General features: G+C 64.8%; 17 protein-coding genes and 3 pseudogenes. 12 read left to right on the forward strand and 8 right to left on the reverse strand.

Annotated elements, in window-relative coordinates:
• Positions 1-56: 56 nt before the first annotated feature.
• The 4 genes and pseudogenes from tatC to N430_RS20300 all read right to left on the reverse strand — a co-directional run bounded on the left by tatC (position 57) and on the right by N430_RS20300 (position 2654).
• A complete protein-coding gene (gene tatC, locus N430_RS20285) occupies positions 57-809 on the reverse strand; it encodes a twin-arginine translocase subunit TatC (RefSeq protein WP_110634723.1) in 753 nt (250 codons plus the stop codon).
• Positions 810-811: 2 nt separating this feature from the next.
• A pseudogene (gene tatB / locus N430_RS20290) lies at positions 812-1060 on the reverse strand (Sec-independent protein translocase protein TatB); the annotation flags it as partial.
• Between the two features lie 3 nt (positions 1061-1063).
• Complete coding sequence (locus tag N430_RS20295; protein WP_110634729.1) at positions 1064-1273, reverse strand: twin-arginine translocase TatA/TatE family subunit; 210 nt, start codon at positions 1271-1273, stop codon at positions 1064-1066.
• A 58-nt stretch (positions 1274-1331) separates the two neighbouring features.
• Positions 1332-2654 carry an FAD-binding oxidoreductase gene (locus N430_RS20300; protein ID WP_165837371.1) on the reverse strand — a complete coding sequence of 441 codons (1323 nt, stop codon included), beginning with the start codon at positions 2652-2654 and terminating at the stop codon, positions 1332-1334.
• A 298-nt stretch (positions 2655-2952) separates the two neighbouring features.
• Between N430_RS20300 and N430_RS20305 the strand changes: the two genes are divergently transcribed.
• Positions 2953-3915 (forward strand): helix-turn-helix domain-containing protein, encoded by a 963-nt coding sequence (locus N430_RS20305; RefSeq protein ID WP_110634735.1) that lies wholly within the window; start codon positions 2953-2955, stop codon positions 3913-3915.
• Here N430_RS20305 and N430_RS20310 read toward each other — a convergent pair.
• From N430_RS20310 to N430_RS20320, 3 genes are read right to left on the reverse strand one after another with little or no spacing between them, the layout of a single operon-like run.
• Positions 3891-5186 carry an FAD-binding oxidoreductase gene (locus tag N430_RS20310; RefSeq protein WP_110634739.1) on the reverse strand — a complete coding sequence of 432 codons (1296 nt, stop codon included), beginning with the start codon at positions 5184-5186 and terminating at the stop codon, positions 3891-3893. The genes N430_RS20305 and N430_RS20310 overlap by 25 nt on opposite strands.
• Positions 5187-5209: 23 nt before the next feature.
• Entirely contained in the window at positions 5210-5632 is a 423-nt protein-coding gene (locus N430_RS20315; RefSeq protein ID WP_110634742.1) for a Rid family hydrolase, read from the reverse strand.
• 30 nt (positions 5633-5662) lie between these two features.
• Entirely contained in the window at positions 5663-6802 is a 1140-nt protein-coding gene (locus N430_RS20320; RefSeq protein WP_110634745.1) for a tyramine oxidase subunit B, read from the reverse strand.
• 333 nt (positions 6803-7135) lie between these two features.
• On the opposite strand from N430_RS20320, the gene N430_RS20325 reads away from it, so the two are divergent.
• Both N430_RS20325 and N430_RS20330 read left to right on the forward strand, forming a co-directional pair.
• Positions 7136-8347, forward strand: a complete 1212-nt coding sequence (locus N430_RS20325) for an MFS transporter (protein ID WP_110634748.1) — start codon at positions 7136-7138, stop codon at positions 8345-8347.
• Positions 8348-8430: 83 nt separating this feature from the next.
• Positions 8431-9375, forward strand: coding sequence for a ketopantoate reductase family protein (locus tag N430_RS20330; RefSeq protein WP_110634751.1), 945 nt, complete (start codon positions 8431-8433; stop codon positions 9373-9375).
• Here the strand turns inward: N430_RS20330 and N430_RS20335 are convergent.
• Positions 9342-9968, reverse strand: a complete 627-nt coding sequence (locus tag N430_RS20335; RefSeq protein ID WP_110634754.1) for an NIPSNAP family protein — start codon at positions 9966-9968, stop codon at positions 9342-9344. The genes N430_RS20330 and N430_RS20335 overlap by 34 nt on opposite strands.
• Before the next feature lie 230 nt (positions 9969-10198).
• On the opposite strand from N430_RS20335, the gene feaR reads away from it, so the two are divergent.
• The 9 genes and pseudogenes from feaR to N430_RS20375 all read left to right on the forward strand — a co-directional run bounded on the left by feaR (position 10199) and on the right by N430_RS20375 (position 26425).
• Positions 10199-11098 carry a transcriptional regulator FeaR gene (feaR, locus tag N430_RS20340; protein WP_110634757.1) on the forward strand — a complete coding sequence of 300 codons (900 nt, stop codon included), beginning with the start codon at positions 10199-10201 and terminating at the stop codon, positions 11096-11098.
• A gap of 276 nt (positions 11099-11374) precedes the next feature.
• Positions 11375-12139 carry an efflux RND transporter periplasmic adaptor subunit gene (locus N430_RS20345; protein WP_110634760.1) on the forward strand — a complete coding sequence of 255 codons (765 nt, stop codon included), beginning with the start codon at positions 11375-11377 and terminating at the stop codon, positions 12137-12139.
• Positions 12136-12370, forward strand: a pseudogene (locus N430_RS30045) (HlyD family secretion protein); the annotation flags it as partial. The gene N430_RS20345 and the pseudogene N430_RS30045, both read left to right, overlap by 4 nt.
• 80 nt (positions 12371-12450) lie before the next feature.
• A pseudogene (locus N430_RS20350) lies at positions 12451-13455 on the forward strand (efflux RND transporter periplasmic adaptor subunit); the annotation flags it as partial.
• Positions 13452-15551, forward strand: a complete 2100-nt coding sequence (locus N430_RS20355) for an HlyD family efflux transporter periplasmic adaptor subunit (RefSeq protein ID WP_178083402.1) — start codon at positions 13452-13454, stop codon at positions 15549-15551. The pseudogene N430_RS20350 and the gene N430_RS20355, both read left to right, overlap by 4 nt.
• A 106-nt stretch (positions 15552-15657) precedes the next feature.
• A complete protein-coding gene (locus N430_RS20360; protein WP_256592156.1) occupies positions 15658-16167 on the forward strand; it encodes a GNAT family N-acetyltransferase in 510 nt (169 codons plus the stop codon).
• The gene (locus N430_RS20365) at positions 16164-16505 is read left to right on the forward strand and encodes a hypothetical protein (protein WP_110634769.1); all 342 of its coding nucleotides are present in this window, start codon (positions 16164-16166) and stop codon (positions 16503-16505) included. The genes N430_RS20360 and N430_RS20365 overlap by 4 nt, the downstream gene beginning before the upstream one ends.
• Positions 16506-16550: 45 nt before the next feature.
• The gene (locus N430_RS20370) at positions 16551-17222 is read left to right on the forward strand and encodes a phage tail protein (RefSeq protein WP_110634772.1); all 672 of its coding nucleotides are present in this window, start codon (positions 16551-16553) and stop codon (positions 17220-17222) included.
• Positions 17223-17311: 89 nt separating this feature from the next.
• Positions 17312-26425 carry a DUF4347 domain-containing protein gene (locus N430_RS20375; protein ID WP_110634775.1) on the forward strand — a complete coding sequence of 3038 codons (9114 nt, stop codon included), beginning with the start codon at positions 17312-17314 and terminating at the stop codon, positions 26423-26425.
• Positions 26426-26446: the final 21 nt, after the last annotated feature.

The following is a 26446-nucleotide window of genomic DNA, read 5'->3' on the forward strand; positions in this document are numbered from 1 at the left end:
GTTGAATATCTGTACAAGGTATAGTGCAGGTCAGCGAGGAAATCTATACAGCAAAATTATTTTGTACAAATATCCTGAGGCTGCTTGCGGACCAGGCCGCCACACAGCACGCCTATCTCGAACAACAGCCACATGGGTACGGCGAGCAGCGTTTGCGAGAAGATGTCCGGCGGGGTGAGGATCATGCCGACTACGAAGCAGCCGATGACCACGTACGGGCGGACCTTCTTCAGGTACTTCACGTCGACCACGCCGATCCACACCAGCAGCACCACGGCCACCGGGATCTCGAAGGCGACGCCAAAGGCAAAGAACAGCGTCATGACGAAGTCGAGGTAGTTGGCGATGTCGGTCATCATCGCCACGCCTTCTGGCGTGGCTTTGGCGAAGAAGCTGAACATCAGCGGGAACACCAGGAAATAGGCAAAGGCCATGCCGGCGTAGAACAGCAGGATGCTCGACACCAGCAACGGTACGGCGATGCGTTTTTCCTGGCGGTACAGCCCCGGCGCGATGAAGCCCCAGATCTGCTGGAGGATGAACGGGATCGCCAGGAACAGCGAAACGATCATGGTCAGTTTGAACGGCGTGAGGAACGGTGAGGCCACGTCGGTGGCGATCATCGTCGCATTGGCCGGCATATGGTCGCGCAGCGGCGCCGAGACCAAGGTGTAGATCTGCTGGGCGAAGGAGAACAGCCCGGCAAAGATCAGCAAGATGACCGCCACGCAGCGCAGCAGGCGGGTACGCAATTCGGTCAGGTGTGAGACCAGCGGCATGGCCTGGTCGTGTTCGATTGTTTCGCTCATGGGGCTCGCGGCGGTTGGGGCGGTTCGGGCGTGGCAGGCGGATGCAGGCTTTGCGTGTTGTGCGGCGGGTGGTGGATGTCGCTGGCAGCGATCTCGCGTTCGAATTCGTGCTTGATTGCGTTGAGGCTGCGTTTCAGGCGCCCGATCCACAACCCCGCAGTACGCGCGGCACTGGGCAGGCGCTCGGGGCCGAGCACCAGCAAGGCCACCAGGCCAACCAGCAACAGCTCGCTGAAGCTGATACCGAACATGCTTCAGGCGTTCTGCTGCGGCTGCGCGCTGCTTTGTTGCTGCGGTGCGGGTATCGGTGCGGCCGGGGTTTTCTCTTCATCGCTCATGGCCTTGCGAAAGCCCTTGATTGATTCGCCCAGGTCACCGCCGAGGTTCTTCAGCTTCTTGGTGCCGAAGACCAGGACCACGACGGCCAGCAGGACGATCCAGTGTTTCCAGTCAAAAATGCCCATGGTGTTCTCTATTGTCAGGGAGGAGAGAGGCTGGCGCGCGAAGCGCCAGCCTGCCGGGTCAGGCTTCCAGGCCAGCCTTGGCCTGGCCGGTGCGCAGGGTGAAGTTGACGCCCATCGACAGCACGGGCTGTGGCGGGTTCCAGTTGGGCTTCGGTGCGCTCAGCAGGAACTCGGTCAGCGGCTCCATCTTGCCCGCCAGCATGTTCGCCAGCAGGGTGCCGGTGGCGGTGCCGCGCACGGTGCCCAGGCCGTTGCAGGCCAGTGCGCCATACACGTTCTCGCGCAGTTCGCCGAAGAAGCCGGCGCCGTTGCGGGTCATGCCCAGGCCACCGCCCCAGGTGTGCTCGAACGGCACTTCGGTGAGTGTCGGGAAGCGGCGTTCGAACGACAGCCGGTGGGAAGCACGCACCTTGTCGGTGTAGCCATCCTTGGAGCGGCCGTCAGGGTTGAAGCTGAAGCTGTTGCGCACCAGGATGCGGTTGTCGTGGGTACGACGCAAGGTCGAACCGAACGGGTCAGCCGGGATCACGCCCCAGAACTCCTGGCCACCGATGCTGGCCTGTTCGGCCGGGGTCAGCGGGCGGGTCAGGCTGCCGTAGGTGAAGATCGGCAGCATGCGGTTCTGAAGGAAGCCGAAATGCTGGCCGAAGTGGTTGTTGCCGAGGATCAGCTTGCCGGCGGTGATGCGCCCGGTCGGGTGATGCAGCACGATCTTCTGACCGTAATCGACCGCGGTGATCACCGTGTCTTCATACAGCGTGACGTTCTCCGGCAGGCTGTCGGCCAGGCCTTTGACCAGTGCCGAAGGCTGCACCAGCATGGTGCCCGGGGTGTACAGCGCCTTGCGGTAGAACGAGGTACCGATGTGGTCCTTCAGCTCGTTGCCTTCGATCAGCTCGACCTTTTCGCCCAGGGCTTCCAGGCCGCCACGGTAGGCGTTGAGCACGGCGATGCCTTTGTCTTCGATGGCTGCCTGGTATTTGCCGGAGTGGCGCAGGTGGGCGTCGACGATGTTGTGCTGCTCGACCAGGTCACGAAGGATGCCCTGGCCGCGCTGGTTCAAGTGCAGGATGTTCTTGGCGTTGGCCTTGTCGCCGATGTAGTCCGGCGCGCCGATGTCGTGGGGCACGTCGATCAGGAAGCCGGCGTTGCGGCCGGAGGTGCCGAAGCCGACCTGCTGGGCTTCCACCAGGATCACCTTGTCCTGAGGGAAGTTCAGGGCCAGCTGGCGTGCAGCGGCAAGGCCGGTGAAGCCGCCACCGATCACCACCCATGGCGCCTGGTCATCACCGATCAGCGGGGCTTTAGGCTGACGCACGCGGCTGGTGTGGAACCAGCCAGGGGACGAATCGTCACGTGGCAGCGCATCGACGCGCACCAGCGAGGCCGGGTCGGCCGGGATTCCGTCATTGAGCAGCGTGGCTGCGCCACCTGCTGCGACAACGCCTGCGCCGACGCCGGCACCAATAAGTACTTTCCTGCGGGTAACTGCCATTTACATCCATCTCAGTCAAAGGTGATTGCGGTAAATCCTTGAAGCGCATTGATTCTTATTTGAAGAATACAATGTGTATACAGATTGTATGGCCGAGGTTGAGGGTGCGTCAATCTGCCTCTGCGACCGAGTGGCCCATTCCTTGCTTTCGTAGGGCGCATGCAATCGAGGTAACAGTCCCGCCATGCACGCCCAACGCCACCGCTTCAATGACGTCAACACCCATGCCAGCGCGATCCTCGGCTGGCAGCAGACCTACGACCAGATCAGCGCCGGCAGTGCACACACCGAGCTCACGCACCTCACCGCCGAACGCTTCCAGATCTTTCGTGAATGCCTGGACAAGCGCGTGGTCCAGCACGGGGCGGCGCCGGCGCGGCGCTTTTGCCTGGCGCTACCCGCCGGCAGTGCGGGGGCCGGGGTATTCCAGGGCAGCAGCGTGGGTAGCGCGGATGTCACGCTTCTTCACAGTGGTCAGGAGTTTTTCGTCCATGCGCCCGAAGGCATGGACCTGCTGGCGGTGAGTGTCGATGCCGATCGTCTGGAACAATTGGCCGAGCGCGAGTTCAGCGCCCAGGAACTGCGGGCATTGAACAGGGCCACTCGGCTGAACGTCAGCCCGGCCTTTCTCGGTGCCGTACGTTCGCAGTTGCAGGGCCTGATCGATGCGGCGCTGCAGGGCGAAGCGCTGGTGGAAGCGCAGCTCGAAGACTTGTTGCTGGAGTGCATGCTGGTGCTGCTGGACCAGGTCAGCCAAGGTGGCGCGGGGCGAGGAGGGAATGTTGCGGTCAGCGCCTACCTGGTCCGCCAGGCGCACCAGATGGCCCTGGATTGCCTGGACGAGCCGTTGTCGGTGTTGCAGATCTGCGAGCGCCTGGATGTCAGCCGCAGCACCTTGCAGCGCAGTTTCCTCGGGGTCACCGGCCTGAGCCCGGTCGAGTACCTGCGTGCGGTGCGCCTGAATGCCGTGCGGCAACGGCTGCAGTGCACCGCCGCCGAGCAGTTCACCGTTGCCCGGGTGGCCAGCGACCTGGGCTTTACCCACCTCGGGCATTTCTCCGGCGCCTACCGCGCGCTGTTCGGTGAACTGCCGTCACACACCGCTCGCCAGGACAGCGTGGTTCAGGCAAAGCGTTCCAGGCGGTAAGGCGAGGGGTCGACCAGCGGGGTACTGCCATCGACCAGGTCTGCCGCCAGCTGCCCGGCTGCGGGCGAAGTACCGAAGCCGTGGCCGGAGAAACCGGTCGCCAGCACCATCCCTGGCAGCTGCTGAACGTGCCCGATCACCGGTAGCGAGTCTGGCGTCACATCGATGGTGCCGGCCCATGCCTGCTCGATGCGCGCCTGCTTGAACACCGGCCAGGCCGCCCTGAGGTTGTCCAGCGCCTCCTGGTTCAACGCCGGGTTGGCGTCGGGGTTCTGGGTGCGGATGCGCTCGAACGGCGACACCGCAGCAGGTGACCAGCGCCGTGCCAATGCCAGGTCCTTGAAAAACGGCTTGCCGAACGATACCCGCAGCAAACCCCGCTGTGCACGGAACTGCGGCAGGTAGCGTCGCCCGAGCAAGGCATGATCGAGGGTCAGGTGGGCATCGAGGGCACCCCGTTGGGTGATGATGAAACCACCGTCCATATGCTTGCGGAACGAGAAATCCGGGCCGCCCACGGCGATGTCGGTAGGGCCTTCCATGGGCGCCGTGCGCAGCACCGAACAGTTCAGCGGCAAGGTCGGCAAGGCGACCCCGTGGTTGCCCAGCAGGCGCCGCGACCACAAGCCACCGGCCAGCAGCACCTGCTCGCAGCGGATCTCGCCGTGCTCGGTCACCACACCGTCGATGCGCCCGGCGGCGGTGGTTACGCTGCGCACCGCACAGTTCTCGACGATCACCGCGCCACGGGCCATGGCCGCCTGGGCGATGGCACTGCTGGCCAGGGTTGGCTCAGCACGGCCGTCGCTTTCGGTGAAGATGCCACCGGCCCAGGTGGCCTGCCCACCTGGCACGCGCTGGGCGATTTCGGCGTTGCTCAGCAGGCGCGAACCGACCGGCAGGCCGTCTACCGACTTCAGCCAGGCCTCGTGCATCGCCATTTGCCCGGGTTCCCGGGCGGCAAACAGAATGCCCGCCTGCCGGTAGCCGACCTCGCGCCCGACCCGGGCGGGCATTTGCGCCCACAACCGGTCTGCGGCCAGGGCCAGGGGCAGGTCCTCGCGGTGGCGGCTGGTCTTGCGCACCCAGCCGAGGTTGCGCGATGACTGCTCGCCGGCGATGCGGCCTTTCTCCAGTACCACCACCGGGATGTTGCGCTCGGCGAGGGTCAGGGCAGCGGTGAGGCCGACGATGCCGCCGCCGATGATGACCACGGTGGTGGCGCTGGGTGGCGTGTTTGCGCAGTGCACCGGCGCGATGACAGGGGACATGGACGGTTCTCCTCGAAGGCGGGCTAGCGCGACAGGTCGATCAGCTGGGTGGTGGCGCGGGAGGCTCCGCGGTAGGCGGTCACCTCCAGTTCCACCCGGTACACCGTCGCGCCCAGGGGCGGGCAAGTGACCGTGCTGGCCGGGTCGATGCCGCGAAACACTTCGCCGACGATGGTCATCACGCTGGCGACATCCTCAGGCCTCTGGATGAACACCCGTGAGCAGACTACGTCGGCCAGGGTCGCATCCACGGCATTCAGCGCCGCTTCGATGTTGGCGAGCACCTGGCGGGTCTGGGCCTCGAGGTCTTCGGGGATTTCGCCAGTCGCCGGGTTGCGCCCGGCGGTGTTGGACACGAAGATCCAGTCGTCCACGGCCACCAGGCGCGAATAGCTGCCCAGGGTCTCGTATTTCGATCCGGTCTTGAGTTTGGTGATCTGCAGCATGGCATTGTCCTTGAGGGTTGGAGGGATGGATCAGCTCAGCGCCGGGCTTTCCCACAGGTTGAGGCGCACGCCGACGCCGCGCTCCAGCGCCTGGCGGTACACCACCGTGCCCCAGGCCACGTCCTCGACCGGCATGCCGCCCACCGACATGATGATGATCTCTTCGTCGTTGCTGCGGCCGGGGGCTACGCCTGCGACGATCTTGCCGATGTCTTCCAGCTGCTCGGCCGGCAGGCTGCCTTCGGCGATCATGTCCATGAACCGCACGCCCACCAGCGGCACATGGTTGTGCGCAGGCTTGGGCAGCTCCTCGAACCAGGCCTCATACAGGCCGGTGTTGTCGACCACCTTGCGTACGTCGGCCTGCTCCATGCCGGCGTCGATGCTGCAGCCGGCGGGCATGGCGAGAAACGCGCCGGGCTTGACCCATTCGCGCTTCACCAGCGGATAGGTGGAAGGGTCACCGGTTTCGCCGGAGGTGCAGTAGGTCACCAGGTCCGAACCGCGTACCACCTCCTCGATGCTGTCGACCACTTCGATGGTGGTGATCTGCGGGTAGGTTTCGCCTACCCAGCTGATGAAGTCGTCCAGGCTCTTCTGGCCGCGGCCCTTGAGCTTGAGGGTATCGACTTGCGGGCACACGGCCATGAACGCGGCCACGGTGGTCTTGCCCATCACGCCGGGGCCCAGCAGGCCGATCACCCGCGAGTCGCGGCGGGCCAGGTGGCGTGCGCCGACACCGGGGATGGCGCCGGTGCGGTAGGCCGACAGCAGGTTGGCCGACATGTGCGCCAGGGGGGCGCCGGTGTCCGGGTCATTGAGGGTGAACATCAGGATCGAACGCGGCAGGCCCTTTTCGCGGTTGGCGATGTTGGAGCCGTACCACTTGACGCCGGCGGTGCAGAAGTCGCCGCCCAGGTAGGCAGGCATCGCCATCATGCGGCGGTCGGCCGTGGGCTTGGGCATGTTGGGGAAGGGCGAGTCCTTGGGGAAGGTGATCATCGCGCCGTGGGAGTCGCTGTTCGGCCCGGCCATGCGGTAGTCGCCGTGGTGGAGCAGGGCGAACATCTGCTCCATGGTGTTCACGCAGGCCAGCATGTCGGTGACGCCGGCGCGGATCATGTCCTGCTCGGACAGGTAGAGAAAGTCGATTTTTGTAGTTGTCGTCATGGCTCATCTCGGGGCGGAGGAAGAGGGCCGGCAGCGAAGACTGCTGCCGACGGCGCCGATGTTAGGAATGCGCCAGGGCGGGCGGCTATCCCAAATTGGTCAGGAATCACGGGGTGTCTGCGGCCATGGCTATCCGCGCTGTCTAGCCTGCGGCTTTGCGCGATTTCAGCGGAATTCGCGCTGCTGCACAGCTGGCAGCCATGACCAAAAGCCCGGCAAAGGGGTACATGCTGCGGGCCTCCGGGCGTTGCACACTGTGGGGGTCACAAGGCATCAGCCAGGGACGGTCGTGTCACACCGCTGTAAACCAGCACATCCATCCAGGATCAATCCATGAAAACAACAACATCCAATCCGATTGACAAGACTTCCGTGTACATCTGCGCCGGCCTGGTTTCCGCTGGTGGGGCCCTGTTGCTCAATGTGTTGCCGGTGTTGTTCGGTGCCCTGGCCGAGCAGTTCGGTTATGGCGAACAGCAGCTGGGCAGCCTGGCCATGGCCATGAACCTCGGCTTCGGGGTGCTCGGCCTGGCCTCGCTGCTGTGGATCCAGCGCTTGAGCTGGCGGGTCATTTCTACTTTGTCTTCGCTACTGGTGGCGGCTGCGCTGGCGGCGATGCTGGGTAACCCCAGCTACGAGGCGCTGATGCTGCTGATGGCCCTGGCCGGGGCCGGCACCGGTTCGCTGTACGCCCTGGCGATGAGCATCTTCGGCGACAGCGCGCAACCTGAGCGGGCCTTCGGTTTCAAGCTGGGCATGGAGACCGTGCCCGGCGCCTTGCTGCTGATCGTGCTGCCGGTGGCGGTGGCACCGCAGTGGGGCTTCCAGGGCATGCTGGTGACACTGGTGATCAGCATGTTGCTGATGGGGGTAGCGCCTTTGCCGTGGGTGCCGAGCCGCAGTGCGCGGCAGCTTGAGGCGCGTGCTGGCGGGGCGCCGGTGGTGTGCCGCGAGAGCCGGACCATTGCCTGGCTGAGCCTGCTCGCCAGCCTGGTGTTCCTGACCGGCATCATGTCGGTGTGGGCCTTCCTTGAACTGATGGGCAAGAAGAGCGGCCTGTCTTCGGACACCATCGGCTCGGTGCTGGCGCTGGGCTTCATCATCAATGCCGGCGGCGGCTTCATCGCCTCGTCGGTCGGCCTGAAGGCCGGGCGCTTCCTGCCGGTGGCAGTGATCATCGCGGCCGAGGTGGCGGGCCTGGTGCTGCTGGCACAGTTCGACTCGCTGACCACCTACGTGGCCGGGGTAATGTGCTTCCTGTTCTCGATCAGCTTCGTGCTGGCCTACACCTTTGGCGTGATGGCCGAGTTCGACCTGTCGGGCCGGCTGGTGGCCTTGGGGGCGCTGTGCCTGTCGGTCGGCGCGGCGGTGGGGCCGGCAGTCGGTGGCCTGCTGATCGAAACCTACGGCTACACCGCGGTGCTGCTGTTCTCCGGTGCTTGCTCGATCAGCGTGCTGGCGATCTACGGTGCTGCCGTGCTGCGTTCGCAGCAGGCGGGGAAGCGTGAGCCGATGGGCGACGCGGTGACCTTGCCGAAGCTGTGATGGATGCAACCTGGGTAGAAAAAGCTCGCTGGGGATGACTCGGCGAGCTTTTTCATTTCACGCGACTAAGGACGAAACCAAGCATGAAGATTGCAGTGATCGGGGCAGGGGCCATGGGCAGCCTGTTTGCCGCCAGGTTGCTCGATGCCGGCGCCGAAGTGACCCTGGTGGATGTCGATGAGCGGCTGCTCGAAGCCCTGCACACCGATGGCCTGCGCCTGGAGGACGAACAGGGAACGCGGGTTTACTGGCCTCGGGTGGCACGGGCCGAGCAGCTGCAGGGCGAGTTCGATGCCTTGCTGATGCTGACCAAGAGTTACCACGCTCGCCAGGCCATGCAGGCCAGTCGGCATCTGCTCGGCCAGCAGACATTGGTGCTGACGTTGCAGAACGGCCTGGACAGCGTGCCGGTGCTGCGCGAGTTCGTGGCAGACCGTTGCCTGGCGATGGGCATGACCCTCTATCCGGCCGATGTGCTGGCGCCCGGCAGCGTGCGCAGTTGCGGCGGTGGCGAGGTGCGCTTGCGCGGGCTGTTGCCTGGGGCAGGGCAGGCCGGGCCGTTGCAGGCACTGATCGATGGCTTGCGCCGTGGCGGCATGCGCTGCATCGAAGACCCGGATATCGAGGTGAGCCTCTGGGAGAAGGTCGCCTTCAACACGGCGCTGAACTCGCTGTGTGCCCTGACGGGGAACAACGTGGGCGAGCTAGGCCGTTGCGCGCGCGGCCGCGAGGTGGCGTTGGCACTGGTTGCCGAGGCGGCCTCCATCGCCGCGTCGGTGGGCGTGGCGCTGGACCCGCAGCGCGTTGTGCTGGCGGTGGAGGAGGCGTTCGTCGTGCACGCCGGGCACAAGCCCTCCATGCTCCAGGACCTCGAACACGGCAGGCGCATGGAGATCGATGCGCTGTCCGGCGCGTTGCTGGGCCATGCCCGGCGCCAGGGCGTACGCGCCCCGGCCATGGCCGCCATCGACCGGCTGTTGCGCCGGGTGCAGCGTCAGCGCAGCGGTGAAAAGGCCGCTGGCAGGTAGACCACCGAGTTCATCTTCTGCAGCTGCGCGGCAGAATTCTCCGGCGGCCATACCCCGTCGCTGACGGCGCGGGTGCGCACATCCAGGCGCTGCTCCAGGCTGGCGTAGGGCCAGATGTGCAGGTAGCGCGGCAGCCTGCCATTGGTGGCGTAGAACGCCGCATACACCGGCGAATACGGCTCCCCCGTGCGCGGCCCGACCGCCTTGCGCCAGCCGGCCAGGGTCGGTGCCAGGCCGGAGGTGACCAGGTCGTACTCGCGCAGCTCGTAGAATGGCCCGTGCTTGCCGGGGGCCAGCGGCTCAAGGAATGTGAACAGACGGTAGTCATCCATGTGCTGTTCAAGCACGAACTCACCGATGCCGAAAGCATCACTGGCCAGCAGCACGCGCTCGCGTTCGGCTGCCTGGACCTCGACGCTGGCAAAGCGGCGCAGCACGGCAATGGTGTTCTGCGGGCCGATCTCGGAAACCCAGCAGCCGATCAGCTCGACGCCCTCGATGGCGGCTTGCAAGGCCTCCTGTAGGCGGGGCAGGGCCTGGCTGGGTGTGCGCACGCGCAAGGTAAAGCGCAGCAGTTCGTAGTGGTAGGACATCAAGCGTAGCTCCTGGCTAAAAGATGAGGAACGCTAAGGGGCAGCGGGCCAGGCGCTCAATGACCGGGCGGATCAATGTTGTTGCGTTACACGCAACGAAAGCTCGCCCGCAGGCCGCAATGGGCAATGTGGCGCGGTATGTGCTTGCGCTTAGTTCATCCGTCTTTTTGTTACCCAAAATCACGTGAATATTGCACTAATATGGCGCGTGCTCCCGATAGAGGTGGTTCATGAACGGTCAAGCGATGTCTGTCTGGAACGAGCGTGTCCACGCGGTATGTGGGCGCTTCGAAACCCGCTACGACCAGTGCCAGAGCCTTTTCATCGGCGACTTGCGCCCCTCGCTGCTGGGCACCACGCAGGTCGCCCACATCCGTAGCAATGCCCATGCGATCGCCCGTTCGGAGCGCGAGGCGGGGCGTGATGGCGATTCACATTGTTTCCTTGTGTTACAGCAGCAAGGGGAAATGTCCATCGAGCTGGGCGACCGGGTGATGGAACTGCGCGAAGGTGACATGGCGCTGCTGGATTCGGCGCAGGCGATGAAGATGATCCCCCGCGGGCTGTTCTCCCACGTGTCCATCCACATGCCCCGCGAGCGCCTGAAGAACCTCGATGCCAGCCGTTTCGGCAAGCTGTCCACCGCCGGCGCGTGCGGGCAATTGCTGGCGACAATGGTGCGCCAGGTGGCCGAAGGCGAACTCGAACAGTGGGCCTGCGCCGAAGACGGTGACGGGCTGCAGGCTGCGCTGGTGGGGTTGCTCGGTTCGGTGCTGGAATACCGGGCGCGCGACAGTTCGCCCGGCCTGCACCTGCACGAAGTGCAGTCGCTGATCCAGCAGCGGCTGGACTCGCCGCGCCTGACGCCGGTGGCCCTGGCCGAGGAGCTGGGCATTTCCAGCCGGCAGCTGTATCGCCTGTTCGAGGCCAGCGGCGACAGCGTCTGCCGTTACATCCTGCGCGAACGGCTGCTCAAGGCCGCCCAGGACTTGCGCAACCCGGCCTATGGGCATCGCTCGATCACCGACATCGGCACCCGCTGGGGCTTCGCCGATTCCGCGCATTTCTCCAAGACCTTCAAAAAGCAGCTGGGCATGACGCCACGCAGCTATCGCGGTCAGGGGCAGTAGGCCAGGGGGGCGCCGCTGAGGTTGGAAACCGCGCAGCGCGGATGAGCGAGGCGCTTCCGGCAGATGAAAAACATTGATAGCATTCGGCCATCCATTCGGATGTCGGGTTTGTGACGCTGTTCTCGTTTTACCGTGTTCCGAGCCTGGAGCCTTCCCCCCACTGCAGGGCCTCGAAAAGTAGCGGCCCACAGTGATAGACGGCGTTCACGTTCCGTGGACAGCAGCCGATACTCTGATGCAAACAATAATGCAGATCTTCGACAGGGATGTTCCACGATGAAGCAGGCAGTGTGGTGGGCGGCGTTGGCCTTGATGGCAGGTGTTGCACAGGCCGCGACCGAGAGCGATCCATTGCTCGATGGCGCCACCTCCAGCGGCGGCAGTGAAGTGCGCGGCGTGCTCCGCGCCCGCTCCCAGGCCGTATTGGCCAGCGAGCTGTCCGGTCGGGTCACGGAGATCCCCTTCAGCGAAGGTCAGTCGTTCAGCAAGGGCGATGTGCTGGTGCGCTTCGATTGCAGTGCCTATCAGGCGCAGGCCAATGCCTCGGCCGCCGCCGTGCGAGCGACCCGTGAAGAGTTGCGCAACAAACAGCAACTGGCGGCGCTGAACTCGGTTGGCAAGTTCGAAGTGTCCCTGGCTGAAGCGCGCCAGGCCCAGGCCCAGGCCGAAGCCCAGGTTTACCAGGTGCAGGTACAGCGCTGCCAGATCAAGGCACCTTACGATGGCCAGGTGGTGCAGCGGCGGGTCCAGCCCCACGAAAGCGTGGCCAGCGGCGCACCCCTGTTGGAAATCGTCGACAATCGCTCGCTGGAAATCCACCTGTTGGTGCCATCGAACTGGCTGGGCAAACTCAAGCCTGAGCAGACGTTCAGCTTTGTTCCCGACGAGACCGGCAAGCCGATCGATGCGGTGATCAAGCGGCTGGGTGCGCGCATCGACGAGGGCAGTCAGACCTTGCTGCTGATTGCCAATGTGCCGGCCAATACGTCGGGCCTGCTGTCTGGCATGAGCGGTACGGCGCACTTTGCGGAGCGCAAATGAACGCTCCCGTTCCTGGTGCACTCGAGCAACTGCTGGCCCATTACCTGAAGCTCGAACGCCAGGCCCGGTCTGCGCCCTCGGTGGAAGAGCTGGCTTTCAGCATGGTCAACGACAGTCAGCCGCTGTTCGGCTACCGCCATGGGGCACTGTTGATCGCTGGCAAGGTCCGCGCGCTGACCGCTGTCAGCGCGGTCGAACCGAACGCGCCGTTCGTGGTGTTCGTTGAGCGGGTGGCCAAGGCGCTGGCGGCTGGCGAGCGTTTTGCCCTGCCGGGGATCGTGCCTGCGCAGGACCTGGACCAGGCCTGCCGTGATGACTGGCAGGCGCTGTCCGCGGCGCATGGTTTCTGGCTGCCGTTGAAGGACCGCCAGGGCGAGGTCTTCGGTGGGCTCTGGCTGGCCCGCGACATGCCCTGGACCGAGGCAGAACAAGCGTTGCTGGCGCAACTCGGTGACTGTTACAGCCACGCATGGCTTGCCCTGCAGCCTGGCAAGCCGTGGCGCCTGCGTTGGCCGGCACGGGCCCGCTGGGCCTTGGCTGCAGCACTGTTGCTGGTGCTGCTGGTGCCGGTGCGCCAGTCGGTGTTGGCCCCGGCCGAAGTGGCGCCGCGCAATGGGCAGGTGGTCGCCGCGCCGCTGGATGGTGTGGTCGCCGATGTTCTGGTCAAGCCGAATCAGCCGGTCAAGGCCGGCGAGGTGCTGGTGCGTTTCGATGCCACCACCCTCAAGGCCCAGGCCGATGTCGCCGAACGTACCCTGGGCGTGGCCGAGGCGGAGTTCAAGGCCAACACCCAGCGCGCCTTCTCCGATAGCGACTCCAGTGCGCGCCTCGATCTGCTGGCCGCCCGGGTCGAGCAGAAGCGTGCCGAGCGTGATTACGCCCGTGATCTGCTGGCGCGCACCGACGTGCGTGCCGAGCGCGACGGCATAGCCGTGTTCGCCGATGCCCAGCGTTATATCGGCAAGCCGCTGCGCACTGGCGAACGCCTGATGGAAATCGCCAACCCGGCCCAGGCCGAACTGCGCATCGAACTGCCGGTTGCCGATGCCATTGGTCTGGAGAAGGGCGCTGAAGTCGCGCTGTTCCTCGACAGCGATCCGCTGCACCGGCACAGCGCCGTACTCGAGCGCGCCGCTTACCAGGCGCAGAACACCCCGGCCGGGCAGCTCGCCTATCGCCTCGATGCCCGCTTCGAGAACGCACCACCACGCATCGGCCTGCGCGGCACCGCCAAGGTGTTCGGTGATCGCGCGCCGCTGGCCCTGTATCTGCTGCGCCGGCCCCTGGCGGCCCTGCGCCAGGCGGTGGGCCTGTGATGCTGCCGGCGCTGCGCCCCGACTTGCAGCTTTCGGCGGGTGCACCGGGGCTCGACGGCTCGCCCAACTGGACGCTCGCCGATCCGTTGCGCGGGCGTTATTTCAAGCTCGGTGCGCCGGCCATGCGCTTGTTGCGCCACTGGGCCCTGGGCGATCCGCAGCGGGTGCTGAACGCCGCCAATGCCGAGCCAGGCGTACCCTTGACAGGCGCGGCGGTGGAGGAGTTGCTGCGCTTCCTGCGCGGGAATGACCTGGTCAGCGCGGTGGATGAAGAACAGCGCGCCAGCTATGCCGCCAAGGCAGCTGCCCAGCGCCAGGGCATCGGGACCCAGTTGCTGCACAAATACCTGTTTTTCCGAGTTCCGCTGTGGCGCCCGGACGCTTTTCTCAATCGCACCTGGCCCTGGCTCGAGCGCCATGGCCGTAACCTGCTGCGCTATGGCCTGCCGGCCGTGCTGCCGACCGGCCTGTTCCTGGTGATGCGCGACTGGGAGCGCTTTCTTGCGACCTTCCCCCATCTGCTGAGCCTCGGCGGCATGGCGGCCTTCGCCATTGCCCTGGGCTTTGCCAAGCTCTGCCATGAATTCGGCCATGCCTACATGGCCAAACGCGCCGGTTGCCGGGTGCCGAGCATGGGCGTGGCGTTCATGGTCCTGTTGCCGATGCTCTATACCGATGTCAGCGATGCCTGGCGCGTGCAGGACCGCCGCACCCGCCTGCTGATCGGCGCCGGTGGCGTGCTCGCCGAGCTGATCCTGGCCTGCATTGCCCTGCTGGCGTGGTCGCTGCTGCCGGACGGGGCAGGGCGCACCGCCGCCTTCATGCTGGCCAGCGCCACCTGGATCACCACCTTGGCGATCAACGTCAATCCGCTGATGCGCTTTGACGGTTATTTCCTGCTCAGCGATCTGTGGGGGGTCGATAACCTGCAGGGGCGCGGGTTCGCCCTGGGGCGTTGGCACTTGCGGGAAAAGCTCTTCGGTTATGGCGAGCCCATGCCCGAGCGCTGGTCGCCGAAGCTGCGCCGGCGCCTGCTGTGCTGGAGCTATGCCTCGTGGATCTGGCGCGCGGCGCTGTTCTTCGGTATCGCCCTGGCGGTCTATCACCTGTTCTTCAAGGTGCTGGGCATCTTCCTGATGATGGTCGAACTGGTCTGGTTCATCGGCCTGCCAATCTGGCGCGAATGGCAGCATTGGTGGCAGCACCGGGACAAGGCCCAGCCGCGCAAGGTGCTGTTGCTCGGTGCCGGTCTCGCCTGGGTGCTGGCCTTGCTGATCGTGCCGTGGCGCAGCGGCGTGGAAGTGCCGGCGATGCTCGAAGCGTCCCGTTTAAGCGCCTTGCATGCGCCAGCGTCGGCGCGGATTCGCGAGGTGCTGGTCAAGGATGGTCAGCAGGTCGAGGCCAGCCAGGTGCTGATGACCCTGGAGTCGCCCGACCTCGAAGCGCGCATGGTGATCGGTCGACGCGAGATCGAGATTCTTCAGTTGCAGTTGCGGCGCCAGTCCGCGCGCAGCGAAACCGCCGCCGACAGCGGCATCCTCGAGCAGCGCCTGGCCGAGGCCGTGGCCGAGTACCGTGGCCTGGCTGCCCAGCGCGAACGCCTGGTGCTGCGTGCCCCCCATGGCGGGACAGTGCGTGACCTGGCGGACAACCTGGTTGCCGGTCGCTGGGTCGGTGCTGACCTGCCGCTGGCGCAGATTGCAGAAGGTGGCCTGCGCCTTCGTGGTTACCTGGCCGAAGCCGATCTGTGGCGGGTGGCGCCGGGTGCCGCCGGGCATTTCGTCGCCGATGACGTACTGCGCGATTCCCTGCCGGTGAGCCTGGCCTCGGTGGATGCCAATGGCGTGGCCTATATCGACCAGGAAGCGCTGATTTCCGAGCATCACGGGCCGATTGCGATCCGCCGTGACGAAGAGAAGAGGGCGCAGCCGTTGCAAGCGCAATATGGTGCGCAGTTCATGCTCGAAAACAGTGCATTGAACCCGCTTTCACACCCTGTTCGCGGCCTTGTCGTGCTGGACGGAAAGGGCGAATCGCTGTTGTCCGCCGCCTGGCGACGTATGGCAGCGATCGGGGTTAGAGAAAGTGGATTTTAGTCGTGCGATTGTAAGGCGGTTGGGGTAGGCTGATATCAACTGGCCATGCAAGTAAGCGTGGCTCTCGTCACAATAAAAGCTAGCATGCAAAGTCATGACTACAGGGATGTTCGCATTGATGTCGAAGCATGCTGTGACCCTCCGTGCCCTGCATCCGGACGATATGGCCTTTATCGAGCGCCTGTATGCCGGTTCGCGCGCCGAGGAGATGGCCCATAGCGGCTGGCCGGCCGAGCAGATCGCTGCATTTCTCAGCCAGCAATTCAATGCTCAGCATAATTACTATCAAGCCCATTATGCCGATGGGGAATTATTGATCATCGAACTTGAAGGGCGGCCGATTGGCCGTCTTTATATGTTCTGGGGGCCGACCACCCTCAACGTGATCGATATAACCCTGCTCAGCGAGTTCCAGGGCCGGGGTATTGGCTCGGCCCTGATCGAAACGCAATTGCGCCGGGCCGATGAGCAAGGCCTGAGAGTTGAACTCTTCGTCGAATCCTATAACCCCGCTCAGCGGCTGTATGGCCGTCTGGGCTTCTACGTCTGTGGCGATTCCGGGGTTTACCTGAAGCTGCGCCGCGACGCTCGCACTGACTCAAGGAACGTTTCATGAGCGACCCGACAATTGCTGCCATTCCCAGCCTGCAGGAACTGCGTGAGGCCGACCCCGAAGGCTTCGTGCTTCAGCTCTCACCGGAGCAGGGCCTGAAGGTCAGGCTGTTGTCCGTGCGCGAAGGCGTGGCCATGAACCAGGACTACGAATGCTATTCGCTGGCTGTGGTGCTGCCCCTCGGGGTCAGCCTGCCGCAGGCGGTGTTCAATCTGTTCGGGCCAGGGCGCGAGCTGCCCTGGACATTGATGATGACCCCGGTGTTCCCCGAACCCGATGGCCGTCATGTACTTGAAGCGGTTATCCATCGCCAGCGGCAGCTGGCTGCGGTTGCAGTCTGAGTCACGGAAATCCAAACCACGCTAGTCAACATAAGGAAGAGTCTGATGGCTGATCCATTCCTGGGTGAAATCAGAATGGTGGGGTTCAACTTCAACCCCTATGGATGGGCGCTGTGCCAGGGTCAGGTCATGTCCCTGAGCCAGAACACGGCACTGTTCGCGCTGCTGGGGACCACGTATGGCGGTGATGGTGTGAGTAACTTCGCACTTCCTGACCTGCGCAGCCGTACGCCGGTGGGCTGGGGCCAGGGTAATGGCCTGTCGGTGTATGAACTGGGCGAGCAGGGCGGTACCGAGCATGTCACCCAGACACTGACCAACATGCCGCCGCATACGCACCTGCTGAACCTGACCGCGGCCAACAACCTGACCGCGACCAACAACTTGGGCGGTACCACTGTGCCTCAGGTGGTCAATGCCGACGCAACCAGCGCCACGCCGATCGCGGGCGGCTGCCTGGGCATCGCCAACGATGGTACCGGCACCACGTTCCAGATCTATCACAGCGGCAAGGACAACGCTGGCAACCCGCTGCCGCGCGTCGACCTGGCCACGCAGGCGCTCACGGTGACCGGTACCACCGCTATCGGCGGCTCCACCACCGTGTCCGGGACTGCTTCCGTGACCGGCACCGGTAGCCCGTCCTCGGTGCTGAGCCCGTTCCTCGCGTTGAACTTCATCATCGCGCTGCAGGGTATTTTCCCGAGCCGCAGCTAACGCAACAACCAGCGGTGCCCCGGGGCACCGCCACTTTTTCGAGTGCATTGCCCGAGCGGGCACTGCGCTGGCTCACCAGGAGGTGCACCTTGACATTCATCGAACGACTCTCGCGCAAGTCCGTCCAGCCGTCGCAGCCCGCTGAACCTGGCCAGGCTCCGCTGTTGATGGCCCTCGAGCCGCGAATCATGTTCGATGCGTCGGTGGCCGTGGTCGCCGAGGATGCCGCTGCGCAGACCACAGCCGATGCGGCCAAGGACGGCACCTCCAGCAGCGACAGCCAGGCCCCGGCCTCCGCCGGCGAGACGGCGAGCCAGCAACAGGCCTCACAGCGCCAGGAAGTGGTATTCGTCGATGGTCAGGTCAACAATGTCGGGCAGTTGCTCGAAGGCCTGTCGGCGAATACCGAAGTGGTGGTCCTCGACCCGGACAAGGACGGCCTGCAGCAGATGGCCGACTATCTCAAGGGCCGTGAGAACCTCGACGCCATTCATCTGCTGTCCCATGGTGCTGACGGTACGGTGCAACTGGGCAATGTCTGGCTGGCCAGCAACAACCTTGCCGAGCACCACGCGGCGCTGGAGAGCATCGGTGCCGCGCTCAAGGCCGACGGCGACCTGATGATCTACGGTTGCGATGTGGGGCAGGGCGACAAGGGCCAGGCGTTCATCGACGAACTGGCTGCGATCACCGGCGCCGATGTCGCCGCCTCGGTGGATGAGACCGGTTCTGCAGCCCTGGGCGGCAACTGGAGCCTGGAGCGCAACAGCGGCAGCATCGAGACCGCCACGCTCAGCATCAACGGCTATGACAGCCTGATGGTCGCCAGCTACTCGGGTGGTACCGTCTCCAGTGCGCCGGTCCTGGGCACTTCCGGCAACCTGATGAAGTACGTGGTCGGTGACTTCAACGGCGACGGCCGTGCCGACATTCTTTTCCAGGCCTCAGGCAGCAACGGGCTCTGGAGTTTCGCCCAGAGCAACAGTGATGGCACCTTCACCATTCTCAGCCAGGCAAACTCGATCTTCGCCGGCCTGAGCCTGGGTGATGCATCTACTGGAGGTGCCAACTTCCATGCCGGAGACTTCAACGGCGATGGCCGCATCGACCTGCTCGCCGCGCCCCTGACTGGCCCGACGATGAAGCTCTACATCAACAACGGCAGCGGTTTCAGCAGCCAGGACGTGACCGGTCCGAACTTCGGCGTTCGTACCCTGGTGGGCGACTTCAACGGCGACGGCGCCCTCGACATCCTCTACCAGACCAACGGCAGCGCCTCGGCCTGGGCCCTGGCATTGAACAACGGCAGCGCCACGCCAAGCTTCACCACCGTCACCAGCGCGGACGGGGCCTGGCCGTTCGGCGGGATCATCATGCCCGACTTCAACGCCTACAACTACAAGGCGGCGGACATCGATGGCGATGGTTTTACCGACCTGATCTACGTTGCCTCCGGGATGCAGATGAAGTACTTCCGCAACAACAGCGGGGTCTTCGTTGACAGCACTTCCTCGGCGGGCCTGCCGATCACCAGCGTGAGCCGGGCCATCGTCGCCGACTTCGACGGCGACGGCGACGCTGATATCCTTTATCAGGTCGGCGGCAACGGCACTCTCTTCCGTTACGTGCGTAACGACAACGGCACTTTCGTCGATGTCGACCAGGCCAGCTCGCCGTTCGCCAACGTGGTCCTGCCCGACATGAGCTCCCAGCAGTTCCGCGTCGGCGATATTGATGGCGACGGCGACCTCGATCTCGTCGTCACCTCGTCCTCGGCCAACAGCACCAGCATCTTCTACCAGAGCGGCAGCCTGCCCAAACTGGTCAGCTCGACCCCGGCCGATAACAGCCTGAGCGTCTCCCCAAGTGCCAATATCACCCTGACCTTCGACCAGTCGGTGACCAAGGGTACGGGCAACATCTACATCGTGCGCACCAGCGACAACACGATCATCCAGACCATCGACGTCAGCAGCAGCGCCGTTGCCGGCATTGGCACCACCTGGACCATCGACCCGCCAGCCGATTTGGTCGACGGCGTGGCCTATGCCGTGCGTATCGACAATAAGACCTTCGCCAACGCCAACGGCCAGGTTTACAAGGGCATCCAGAACAACACCGCACTGAACTTCAGCGTAGTCGCCGTCGCCGCGCCAGTGATCGGCAACTTCAATGGCGACGCTGCCAGCTACGTCGAAGGCGCCGCCTATGTGCTGCTCGACTCGGGTAGCAACGCCACCGTCACCGATGCTGACTCGGCCAACTTCAGCGGCGGCCAGATGACCGTGCAGATCACCACTGGCCTGGCCAGTGGTGAAGACGTGCTGTTCATCCGCAACCAGGGCAACGGGGCCAACCTGATTTTCGTGAGCGGCGCCTCGATCATCTACAACGGCCTGGTGGTCGGTACCTTCACCGGCGGCACCAATGGCAACCCGCTGGTGATCACCTTCACCAACAACGCCAACCCGACCACCGTTTCCGCGCTGGTGCAGAACCTGGCGTACCGCAACGCCAACAGCACCGAGCCGTCGACCACGCCACGTACGGTGTCGGTCGCCATGAGCGACGGTGCCGGTGGTACCAGTGCCACGGCCACGATCGGCATCGAGATCCATCCGGTCAACGATGCACCGGTGGTCAACATCACCGCGACCAACCCGACTTACACCGAGAACGCCGCGGCGGTCCAGCTGTTCACTGGCGCGACGATCAATACCGTCGAGTCGGGCCAGTCGGTGCTGCAGATGGTCTTCACCGTCAGCGGCATCGCCAACGGCGCGGCGGAGAAGCTGGTCATCGACGGCACCGACGTGACCCTGGTCCAGGGCACCTCGCTGACCACCTCGATCAACGGCATCAGCGTCAGCGTGTCGGTGAGCGCCGGCACGGCCACCGTCACTCTGGACAAGGCCGCCGGCCTGTCCACGGCGGCGGCGCAGGCCGTCCTCAACGGCATGGCCTACCGCAATGACAGCGAGAGTCCGACCACGGCCAACCGGGTCGTGTCCCTGAGCACCGTGAGCGACAACGGCGGGAGCACCGACGGTGGCCAACCCACCGCTGCCGTGGGCATCTTCAGCACCGTGACCGTGGTCGGCGTCAACGATGCGCCGGTCCTCAGTGGTGGGCCATACAACTTCGCCACCCTCAACGAAGACACCACGGCCACTGGCGTGCCGATCTCGACCGTACTGGCCAGCCACACCATGATCGACCCCGATACCGGCGCCCTGCGCGGTGTCGCGATCATCGCCAAGACCGGCAACGGCACCTGGCAATACTCCACCGACAACAGCAACTGGACCGACTTCGGTGCCGTCTCCAGCACCAGCGCGCTGTTGATGGCTGCCACCACCTATATTCGCTACGTCCCGGATGCCGCCAACGGCGAGACCGCGACCCTGAGCTTCCGTGGCTGGGACCAGACCTCCGGCACCGCCTCGGTCAACGGCATCCGTGGCCTGGCCGACACCACCAGCAATGGCGGCACCACGGCGTTCTCGATCGGTACCGGGGCGGTCAACCAGATAGTGACCTCGGTCAACGATGCACCGATCATGATCGGCGTAGCGCCGACCCTGCCCGGACTCACCGACACCTCTACCAGCAGCGTCGGCACCCTGGTCAGCGACCTGCTGGGTGGTGTCACCGATGTCGACACCGGCGCGTTGAAGGGCATGGCGATCACCGGCCTGACCTCGAGCTACGGCAAATGGCAGTACAGCACCGACGCCGGCAGCACCTGGAGCGACGTCGACACCGTCTCCGTCACCTCTGCGCTGATCCTCACCGCGCAGAACAGAGTGCGCTTCGTGCCGGACGGCATCCACGGTGAAACCGCGACCATCACCTACAAGGCCTGGGACCAGACCAATGCCACCCTCGGCCTGCAGGGTACCAAGACCAATACCACCACCTCCGGCGGCACCTCGGCCTATTCCAGCCAGACCGACACTGCCACCGTGGTGGTTACCGCCGTCAACGACCGCCCTGTGGTGACGCTGACCGGTACTGCGGCGATCTGGACCGAAGCCAACAACGCCCCTTCCGACCGCATCGTGGTGGATTCCGGGGTGACCGTGTCCGACCCCGACGGCCCGAACCCGCTCACCGCTACCGTGCGCCTGCTGACCTACTACAGCGCCCAGGACAGCCTGGCCTTCGTCAACGATCAGCTCACCATGGGCAATATTGTCGGCACCTGGAGCGCCGGTACCGGCATCATGACCCTGACGTCCGCCGGCAACACGGCGACCGCCGCCGAGTTCCAGGCCGCGATGCGGGCAGTGACCTACGGTAACGCCTCGGAATCCCCGAACACCACGAGCCGTACCGTGCAGTTCCAGGTCACCGACGGTGGTGGCCTGTCCTCCATCGCAGTCACCCGTGACATCACCATCGTCGCGGTCAACGACTCGCCGACCATCAGCGCGCCGGCCTCGCAGCAGATCATCGAGGACATCCCGACGGCGCTCGGCTCGATCACCTTCAGTGATGTCGACTCGACCCTGGGCATCGTCACCTTCTCCGTCGCCAGCGGTACCCTCAGCGCCACCAGTGCCGGTGGCGTGACCGTGGGCGGCACTTCGACGGCCCTGACCCTGAGCGGCACCCTGGCCAACATCAACCAGTTCATCGCCAGCAATCGCCTGGTCTACAGTGCGGCGGCCAACGCCAGCGGCGATGTGACCCTGACCATCAACGTCAATACCAGCAGCGTTTCCGATGCCACCAGCACCATGACCCTGCAAGTCCAGGCGGTGAACGATGCGCCAGTGGCCACCGTGCCGTCGTCCATCACCGTGACCGAAGACGTGGCCAGCGCGATCACCGGTATCAGCTTCACCGACGTCGATGCCGGCATCAACACCGTGGAAGCGACCTTCTCGGTGCCGAGCGGCACCCTGAGCGCCACCACGGGCATGGGTGTGACCGTGGTCGGCTCCGGTACCGGCCTGCTGACCCTGTCGGGCAGCCTGGCCGATATCAACTTCTTCATCGCGGCCAATGGCCTGGCCTTCAAGACCGCCCAGGACGCCACTGCCAGCGTGACCCTGACGGTCAGCATCAACGACGGCGGCTTCAGCGGCAGCGGCGGCGAGCAGACCGACACCAAGACCGTGACCCTCAATGTCACGGCGGTCAACGATGCACCCGTCAACAACGTGCCGGGCACACAGACTGCCTCGCAGAACGTCCCCCTGGCCTTCAACACCGGCAACGGCAACGCCATCTCGATCAGCGACGTGGATGCCGGCAACGGTCTGATGACGGTGACCCTGACCGCGACCAACGGCGTGCTCAGCCTGGGTAGCCTCAACGGCATCAGCCTGGTGATCGGCACCGGCCTGAACAACATCACTATGACGTTCGAGGGCACCCGCACCGACATCAACGCGGCGCTGCAGACCCTCACCTTCAGGCCGTTGAACAACTACCTCGGCGCTGCCAGCGTGACCATCGAGACCCACGACAACGGCAACTCCGGGTCCGGTGGTGCCAAGTCCGATGTCGATACCCTCTCGATCAACGTCATCCCGGTGAACCCGAAGATCACCCATGTCTCGGCCCAAGGCCTGGACCGCACCGTGAAGGTCGGCGATGACGTACTGATCAGCATGACCTGGGACCAGGTGGTCAACGTCGATCTGAGCAGTGGCAGCCCGACCTTGCTGCTGGAAACCGGCCTGGTGGACCGCAACGCGCAGTATGTCAGCGGCAGCGGCAGTAATACCTTGGTCTTCAAGTACACCGTGCAGGCCGGTGATATCAGCGCCGACCTGGACTTCCAGAGCACTGCGGCGCTGCAGATGAACGGCGCCGTGATCAGCAACAATACCAGTGACCTGGCGGTCTTGACCCTGCCGACCCCAGGCGCCGCCGACTCCCTCGGCGGGCGCAGCAATATCGTGGTCGACGGTGTGGTGCCCGTGGTGGGCAGCGTCAGCGCGCCGGTGGACGGCACCTACATCGTCGGGCAGGCCCTGGACTTCACCGTCAACTTCAGCGAAGCGATGACGGTCGATACCCGCACCGGCGTCCCGCGTATCGCCGTGACCCTGGACACAGGCGGCACCGTCTGGGCCGAGTATGTCTCCGGCAGCGGCAGCAGCGCCCTGGTGTTCCGTATGGTGGTCAGCAGCGGGCAGCTGGACAGCAACGGCGTCACCTTGGGCACTAGCATCGACACCCACGGCGGGGCGATCACCGACCTGGCCGGTAACGCCACCGTAACCACCCTGAACGGCGTGGCCAGCTTGGCAGGCGTCAATGTCGACGGCATCGCGCCCAGCGTCATCAACGTGACGCCGCCAGTGGACGGCAGCTACAAGGCCGGTGACGTGCTGACCTTCACCGTCAATGCCAGCGAAGCCGTGCAGATCGGCAGCCTGGCGCCGCGCCTGACGCTGGATGTGGGCGGGGTGACCCGTTACGCAAGCTACGTGTCCGGTAGCGGCACCGACAAACTGGTGTTCCAGTACGTGGTGCAGACCGGCGACAACGACGCAAACGGCATCGCTGCCAACAGCCTGGACCTGCGTGGCGAGCAGCTGACCGACCTGGCCGGCAACGCTATCGATCCGGCCTTGGGCAGCGGCAACCTGCCGGGCGTGCTGGTCGATACCACGGCACCGATCGCCAGTAACATCGTGCGCGTCGGCGCCAGCCCGACCAACAGCGGCTCGGCCAGTTTCACCGTGACCTTCAGCGAGGATGTGAGCGGGGTTGATGTCAGTGACTTCACCTTGGCCTTGGGCGGCTCGGCGGGCGGCAGCATCGCCAGCGTTACCCGCGTCGATGGTCGCACCTACACCGTGCTGGTCGACAACCTGGCGGGTATCGGCACCGTGCAGCTCAACCTCAATGCCAGCGGTACCGGCATTGCCGATGCCGCCGGCAACGCCTTGACCGGCGGCCTGAGTGGTGCCAGCTACAGCATCGACCGCGTCGCGCCGAGCGTGACCCGTGTCGATGTGCCGAATGGCGGCACCTATGTGGCGGGGCAGAGCCTGGATTTCACCGTGCACATGGACGAAACCGTGCTGCTGGATACCCGCAACGGCTCGCCACGCCTCGAAGTGACCCTGGACAACGGCCAGACCGCCTATGCGACCTACCTGTCCGGCGCCGGCAGCAGCGCCCTGGTGTTCCGCCTGACCGTGGCGACCGGCCAGCTCGATACCAATGGCATTGCCATCGGCAGCACGATCCAGCTCAATGGCGCGACCCTGCGCGATGCCATCGGTAACGATGCCCACACCACACTCAACGGCCTGCCGAACACCGACGCTATCCTGGTCGATGCCGTGGCGCCGACGGTCAGCAGCCTCGATTTGCCAGCCACCGGTGCCTACAAGGCTGGTGACGTGCTGCGCTTTACGGTCAATGCCAGCGAGGTCGTCAACGTTAACGGTACGCCGCGCCTGGCCCTCAACATCGGCGGCGTGACCCGTTACGCCGACTACGTCTCCGGCAGCGGCACCTCGGCGCTGGTGTTCGAGTACACCATCGTCTCGCCAAACACCGCCAACAGCGGCATCGGCCTGCCGGGCAGCATCGACCTGAATGGCGCGACCCTGCGCGATCCGGCCGGCAACGCCATGAACCTCAACCTCAACGCCCCTGGCACCGCCAGCGGCGTGATCGTCGATACCCAGGCGCCGGAAATCGCCAACATCGCCCGCGTCGAAGTGACGCCGAGCAATGCCAGCAGCGTGCATTACTTCGTCACCTTCAACGAGGACGTCAGCGGTGTGGACAGTGCCGATTTCAGCCTTGCTTTCACCGGCAGCGCCAACGGACGAATCGCTTCGATCACCCGCATCGACGGGCGTACCTTCGAGGTGCTGGTGGACAACCTGGCCGGTGTCGGCAACGTGCGCCTGGACCTGAATGGCAGCAATACCGGTATCGTCGATGTCGCCGGCAACCCGGTCAGCGGCGGCCTGGCCGGCAGCGTGTACACCCTCGACCGCGTCGCGCCATCGGTGACCAACGTTGCTGTAGCGGCCAGCGGCACCTACACCGCCGGGCAAACCCTGGACTTCACCGTCAACACCGATGAAGCGGTGCTGGTCGACAGCGGTGCCGGCAATCCGCGCCTGGCCATTACCCTGGACAACGGTCGGGTGGTCTACGCCGACTACCTGTCCGGCTCCGGCAGCATGGCGCTGACCTTCCGCCTGACCGTCACCAGTGGCATGGCTGGCAACAGCAGTTTTGCGGTGGCATCGACTATCGACACCAATGGCGGCACCCTGCGTGATGCCATCGGCAACGACGCCAACACCGGCCTGAACAATGTCGGTAACACCGGTGGCATCCTGGTTGATGCCCGTGCACCGCAGCCAAGCAGCATTGTCGTGGATGGCCCGGTCTTGCCGACCGACCGCAGCCTGAGCTTTATCCTGACCTTCGACGAGGCGGTCAGCGGTGTCGATGCCAACGACTTCAGCGTGCTGGGCACGGCCAGTGCCAGCGGCGTGGTGCAGTCGGTGCAGCGTATCGACGCGCAGACCTACCGCATCGTGGTCGGCGACCTGCGCGGGCAGGGCACCTTGGCCCTGAGTCTCAACGCGCTGAACAGTGGCATCCAGGATGGCGCCGGCAACCTGCTGGTACGCTCCTTGGCCAGCGCCGCCCAGGCCCGGCAGGCCCAGGACGTCGGCGATCTGGAGTACCGCATCAACCCACCGGATACCTCGGTCGTTGCACAACCCTCGGTGATCCAGCCGCAAGTACCGAGCAGGGTCATCAACGAAAGCATCTCGCCGCTGGTTCCCGGCTCGCTGTTCGAAGTGCGCACCGTGGGCGGCGACCTGAAACCGCTGGGCACCATCTTCCTCGGCCAGGCCGGCAGTGCACCGAGCTTTATCGCCCAGGTGTTCGGCAGCAGCGACAGCGGCCTCGGTAGCGGCGACGGCCAGGGCTTCCTGGGCTTCGGCGGTGGTAACGGCGGCATCTTCGGCAGCAGCACCTTCGCCACCCTCTTCGGTCGCGAGGTACCGGGGGTGACCGAGATGAACGTGTTCAGCGCCAGCCAATGGAAACAGAGCGACCTCAACCAGGGGCTGCGCGGAGTGTTCGGCGTGCCGACCTTTGGCCAGCAACTGCAGCAAATCAATGAAGCCGACCAGCGTCATGTGCGCGAGTTGGCCAAGGCCCTGGCAAAACCGGCAGAGATCGGACAACGGGCATGAAAGGCAGCACAATTCTTAAGA

Source organism: Pseudomonas sp. CC120222-01a (assembly GCF_003097235.1).
Taxonomy (GTDB): domain Bacteria; phylum Pseudomonadota; class Gammaproteobacteria; order Pseudomonadales; family Pseudomonadaceae; genus Aquipseudomonas.